This window comes from Pseudolysinimonas sp., assembly GCF_044239695.1.
In the GTDB taxonomy this organism is placed as follows: Bacteria; Actinomycetota; Actinomycetes; order Actinomycetales; family Microbacteriaceae; genus Pseudolysinimonas_A.
In genome coordinates this window covers 1-5792 of sequence record NZ_JBIIAW010000140.1, presented here as the reverse complement: position 1 = coordinate 5792, position 5792 = coordinate 1, and the positions used below count along the sequence as shown (strand labels likewise).

4 protein-coding genes are annotated in these 5792 nt (G+C 72.3%); 3 read left to right on the top strand and 1 reads right to left on the bottom strand.

The genetic code is table 11. From position 1 onward, the window contains the following. Positions 1-763 (bottom strand): GntR family transcriptional regulator (locus tag ACILQS_RS15055; protein WP_395640939.1); only part of this gene is annotated, 763 nt, incomplete at its 3' end. A gap of 186 nt (positions 764-949) precedes the next feature. On the opposite strand from ACILQS_RS15055, the gene ACILQS_RS15050 reads away from it, so the two are divergent. The 3 genes from ACILQS_RS15050 (at position 950) to ACILQS_RS15040 (ending at position 5502) form a co-directional block, all read left to right on the top strand. Continuing rightward, the gene (locus ACILQS_RS15050; RefSeq protein WP_395640938.1) at positions 950-2713 is read left to right on the top strand and encodes a dynamin family protein; all 1764 of its coding nucleotides are present in this window, start codon (positions 950-952) and stop codon (positions 2711-2713) included. Next, the gene (locus ACILQS_RS15045) at positions 2710-4293 is read left to right on the top strand and encodes a GTPase family protein (protein ID WP_395640937.1); all 1584 of its coding nucleotides are present in this window, start codon (positions 2710-2712) and stop codon (positions 4291-4293) included. Before ACILQS_RS15050 ends, ACILQS_RS15045 begins: the two co-directional genes overlap by 4 nt. Before the next feature lie 126 nt (positions 4294-4419). Next, positions 4420-5502 carry a fatty acid desaturase family protein gene (locus ACILQS_RS15040; protein ID WP_395640936.1) on the top strand — a complete coding sequence of 361 codons (1083 nt, stop codon included), beginning with the start codon at positions 4420-4422 and terminating at the stop codon, positions 5500-5502. Positions 5503-5792 lie beyond the last annotated feature (290 nt).

Here is a 5792-nt window from a genome sequence, read left to right as displayed (position 1 = left end):
CCGCGCCCCCCGCTCGTGCTCGGTGCGCCCGCGCGGGCGCGGCGGGCGCCGCGACTCCGGCGGCCTGAGCTTCGAAGGCGATCGTGTTGGGCAGATAGCGATCCACACCGAACTCGACGACGCGTCCGTCCTTCGCGAAGACCTCTCGCCGCACCTGCAGCAGCGGACTCGACCGTCGCACACCGAGCAGTCGAGCCTCCTCGCTCGAGGCCGCGACCGCCTCGATGCGATGGTTGCCGAACACGACGACGATCCCCGCCTCGGCGAGGGCGCGTGTCGAGGACACCACGTCGTCGGGCAGGACATCGAGCACGGGGACCACCCACGGCGCCCAGCTCGACCGCTCGAGCATGACCACCCGGTCGTCGAGCGTGCGCACTCGGCTCCAGCGGAACACCTCTGCCCCGACGGGGATGCGCAACAGCTGTGCCTCGCGCTCGGTCGCCGCACCGTGTTCCCGGCTCACCACACGCGCGCCCGCCACCATGCCGCGGCCCTCCGCCCACTGCGTGAAAGAGCGCATCCGATCGAAGCCCTGCACCTGATGCGGCGCGCGGAGGAACCAGCCGATGTTCCGTCGCGGGGTGACCAGCCCGCGGTGCTCCAGCCAGCGCAGGGCATTGCGCACGACGGTGCGAGTGACGCCGTACTCTGCCGCGAGCGCCTGCTCCGCGGGCAGCGCTCGCGCCTGGGCGAACTCCCCCGAGGCGATGCGCTCACGCAGTGTCTCGGCGATATCGCGATACCGCGGGGTCTCCGACACTTCGCCATGATGCTCGGCCGCGGTGAACGGAATATTGACGGGGCCGGCCGTCCCCACCCCGCGAGTCCACGCGTGCTCGCTCGTGACGACCCGGCGATGGTCGGTCGACGGCGGCCGCACGGTCCGGCCGCGTCGTCGTTTCGTCAACACGTCGCCCTCACGCCCCCGGAACGGCAAACTGTGGGGGTGACCGCCACCCGCGCCCCCGCGATCGTGTCGCTCGAGCGCCTGCGCGCCTCGCTCGCCGACGTCGGGCTCGAGCTCCCGCTCGACGACGCGGCCGAGCACCGCGAGACGGCCGCCGCCGCCGTGCGGCAGATCGACGACTACATCCGTCCGCGCCTCGCCGACCTGGATGCCCCGCTACTCGCCGTCGTCGGGGGTTCGACAGGCTCGGGCAAGTCGACGATCGTCAACGCCCTGCTGGGCACCCCGATCACCCGGGTCGGGGTGATCCGCCCGACGACGCGGCAGCCGATCCTCGTGCACGCGCCGGAGGATGTCGGCTGGTTCGCGTCGGACCGCGTCCTGCCCGGACTCTCCCGGGTGCGCGGCACGATCAGTTCCCCGGGCACTCCCGCGTCCGCCGCCGGCGACACCCCCGCGGCGTCCCGCATCACCGAGCTCATGCTGCTGGGCCACGATCGGATGCCGACATCCCTCGCCCTCGTCGACGCCCCCGACATCGACTCGGTCGCCGACGAGAATCGCGCCCTCGCAGCCCAGCTGCTCGCCGCCGCCGACCTCTGGCTGTTCGTCACGACCGCGAACCGGTACGCGGATGCCGTGCCCTGGCGCCTGCTCGACGACGCCGCCGCGCGGTCGGTCACGGTCGCCGTCATCCTCAACCGCGTGCCGGCCGACGCCGTCGGCGACGTGCTGCCCGACCTGACCGCGATGCTCGCCGCCCGCAACCTCGCCGACGCCCCGGTCTTCGTGATCGAGGAGCAGCCGCTCGACGACCTCGGGATGCTGTCGGCCGCCGCCGTCGCGGAACCGCTGGCGTGGCTCACCGGAATCGCCGGCGACCGGGCCGAGCGCACCCGCATCGCGGCCCGCACCCTCTCTGGCGCGATCGCCGACCTCGACCGCCGGGTGGCCGAGATCGCCGACGCCCGGCAGGCCCAACTCGACTGGCTCGCCGGAGTCGAGGCGACCGCGGTCGCCGACTACGACAACGCGATCGCCGCCGTCGACGAGGCCACCCGCGACGGCGCTCTGCTGCGCGGCGAGGTGCTCGCCCGCTGGCAGGACTTCGTCGGCACGACCGACTTCTTCCGCAAGATCGAGTCGTGGGTCTCGCGCACCCGCGACAGCGTCACCGCGTGGATCCAAGGCAAGCCGAGCCCGGTCATCGAAGTCGAGACGCAGATCGAGACCGGGCTGCACGCCGTGATCGTCGACGAGGGCGGCCGGGCCGCCGCCGCGACCTGGGCGGGGTTGCAGCGCAGCGCCGCCGGGCGTGCCGTCGCGGCGAAGAACCCGTCGCTCGCCGCGCAGAGTCCCGGGTTCAGCGACGCTGCGGCCGCGATGATCCGCGACTGGCAGGGGTCGCTCATGCAGCTCGTGCGCGACAACGCCGGCAACAAGCGCGTCAAGGCGCGGGTGCTCTCCGCCGGGCTCAACGTCATCACCGTCGCCCTGATGGTCGTCGTGTTCGCCTCGACCGGCGGCCTGACCGGCGGCGAACTGCTGATCGCCGGCGGGTCCGCGGTGCTCGGCCAGAAGCTGCTCGAGACGGTGTTCGGCGAGGATGCGGTGCGCCGCCTCGCCGCGGAAGCACGGCGCGACCTGCACGAGCGGGTGCGCGGCGTGTTCGACGCCGAGCGCGCCCGGGTCACGGCGGCGCTCGAGGGGATGCGGTTCGGCTCCGCCCCGGAGTCGCTGCGGCGGGAGTCGCGCACCCTGCTCGACGACGTGCAGCGCGCGGCCGCGGACCCCGCCCCGTGAGCGCCTCGCTCGAGGATCGGCTCGGCGCCCTCCGCACCCTCCGTGCCGCCGGCGGCGACAACATCCCGGAGCCCCTCGCCACGCGCGTCGACACGCTGCTCGCCCAGGCGACCCGGCGGCGGGAACTCTCGCCCGGATCGACGGTGGTCGGGATGTTCGGCGCCACCGGGTCGGGCAAGTCGAGTCTCGTGAACGCCCTCGTCGGCGCCGACGTCGCCCGCACGCACGTGCGGCGCCCCACCACGTCCGAAGCGCTCGCGGTGACCTGGAACCCCGACGGCGCGACCGACCTGCTCGACTGGCTCGGGGTGCGCGATCGGGTCGTGCGCACCGACCCGATCGACCCGCGTGCCGGACAGCTCGTGCTGCTCGACCTGCCCGACTTCGACTCGATCGAGCGCGGCAACCGCGCCGTCGCCGAGCGCCTCGCGGCCCAGGTCGACGCGCTGGTCTGGGTCGTCGACCCGCAGAAGTACGCCGACGACGTGCTGCACGCGCAGTTCATCACCCCGCACGCCCGGCACTCCGAGGTGACGCTGATCGTGCTCAACCAGACCGACCTGCTGCAGCCGGCCGACGTGCCGCGGGTCGTCGCGTCGCTGCGCGAGATCGTCGACCGCGACGGCATCCCGAAGGCGACCGTGCTGCCGGTGAGCGCCCGCACGGGCGCCGGGATCGACGCGGTGCGCAAAGCCCTCGGCGACCTCGCCGCCGCCCGCAGCGCCCGGGATGCCCGCCTCGCCGCCGACATCGCCGCCCTCGCCGATCAGCTCGAGAGCCCCGGGGATGTGCGCAAGCTCGACCCGCGCGCCCGCACCCGGCTCGTCGAGGAGGTCGCCGTCGCCGCCGGAGCCGACGTCGTCGCCCAGGCCGTCGCCGGCTCGTACCGCAAACGTTCCGCGCAGGCGACCGGGTGGCCGCTCGTCTCGTGGATCGCCCGCCTGCGCGCCGACCCGCTCTCCCGCCTCGGGCTCGGCGCCCGGCGCACGAAAGGCGGCGACCCCGACCTGCACCGCACGAGCCTGCCTCCGGCGAACGCCGCCGCCCGCGCCCGGGTCTCGATCACCGTGCGCGGCTACGCCGACACCGCGGCGGAGGGTCTGACCGAGACCTGGCGCAGCGGGATCCGCACCGCCGCCGAGCGTTCCCTCGAGCGACTTCCGGATGCCCTCGACCTCGCGATCGCCCGCACCCCGTTGCCGGCCCGCGGGTCGTGGTGGTGGGTGCTGTTCGGCATCGTGCAGTGGGCCAGCATCCTCACCGCCCTCGTCGGGGTGAGCTGGCTGCTCGGTGCCGCGTTCCTCCCCCGGTTCGGGCTGCCCGCGTTCGAGATCCCGACGGTCGAAGGATGGGCGGTGCCGACGCTGCTCATCGTGGGCGCGGTGCTCGTCGGCATCCTGCTCGGACTTCTCGGCGGGGTGCTCGGCGCGATCACCGCGGCGTCGCGGCGACGTCGGGCACGGAAACGGCTCGTCGCCGCGATCGAGACGGTCGTCGACGAATCCGTGGTCGCCCCGCTCGCCGCCGAAAGGGATCGCGCGCGGGAGTTCGCCGCCGCCCTCCGCGTCGCGGCGAACTGACGCACGGGTGAACGCTCGGCGCAAGTACACGTCACCCACAGGGTGACCGGGTAGATTCGACTCATCTGGAGCGTTCCGCTCACCTTGCCGGCTGGGAAGTCGTACCCCGATTGATCCCGAGGCCCCTTGTCTCTTGAAGCCGCCCCCCGTTTCCGCACGACCACGCCGCGCACCGGTGCCCCGAGCGGGTTCGGTCCGCTGCTGGCGCAGGTCAAGGATGCCGGCCTCCTACGCCGTGCGCAGGTGTTCTACATCTCGCTGCTGACGACCCTCGTACTCGCCCTCGGCGGCGCGATCGCCGGGTTCGTGCTGCTCGGCGACTCCTGGTTCCAGTTGCTCATCGCGGCCGCCCTGGGCGTGATCTTCACGCAGTTCGCGTTCCTCGGGCACGAGGCATCCCACCGTCAGGTGTTCTCGTCGAACAAAGCCAACGATGCGCTGGGCCGCGCGCTCGCGTCGGGCGTCGTCGGCCTCTCCTACTCATGGTGGATGAACAAGCACACCCGCCACCACGGCAACCCGAACGTCGTCGGCAAGGACCCCGACCTCGACATCGACACCGTCTCGTTCGTCGACGCCGACGCCCGTTCCGCCCGCGGTGCCCGTGCCCTCATCACCCGTCACCAGGGGAAGCTGTTCTTCCCGCTGCTCGCCTTCGAAGGCATCAACCTGCACGTGAAGTCCTTCATCCACGCCTTCGGCAAGGGCAAGGTCGACAACCGCACGATGGAGATCATCCTGCTGGTGACGCGCATGGCGGTCGTGCTCATCCCGATCTTCCTCGTGCTGCCGCTCGGCATGGCATTCGCCTTCGTCGGCGTGCAACTCGTCGTCTTCGGCGCCTACATGGGCCTGTCGTTCGCCCCGAACCACATCGGCATGACGATGTTCACGGTCGATGCGAAGCCCGACTTCCTGCGCAAGCAGATCCTCTCGTCGCGCAACATCCGCGGCGGCTGGGGCATGACGATCCTCATGGGCGGGCTCAACTTCCAGATCGAGCACCACCTGTTCCCGAGCATGGCCCGTCCGCACCTGTTCGCGGCCCGCCGCATGGTACGCGACGCCAGCCTGCGCGAAGGCATCGTCTACACCGAGACCACACTGGTCGAGGCCTACCGTGTCGTCATCAACTACATGAAGACCGTCGGGCACAGCGCCCCGCGCGTCTTCGAGTGCCCGGTCGTCTACCAGTACGGCCGCATCTGAGCACCCACCACGACGCACCGTGACCGGGGCGAGTGCGGCGCCTCCGGGCGTCGGCACTCGCCCCGGTTCCGCGTTGACGCCACCTGAGGCGGTCCGCCCGCGGGGTGATGATGCCGACCCGATGCGCGTTCAGAACTCAGGCCGTGGATGCCGCCTTCCTGAGTCACGGCAGGGAACTCGCCTCGCAGCCTGAGTTCTGCGCATCGCGACGCGACCCCGTCGCGCGCGGAGGCGGCATCCGTCCGCTGAGCCGATCGGGGTAGGGGTCCCCGCTCCTTCGGCTCGGCGGA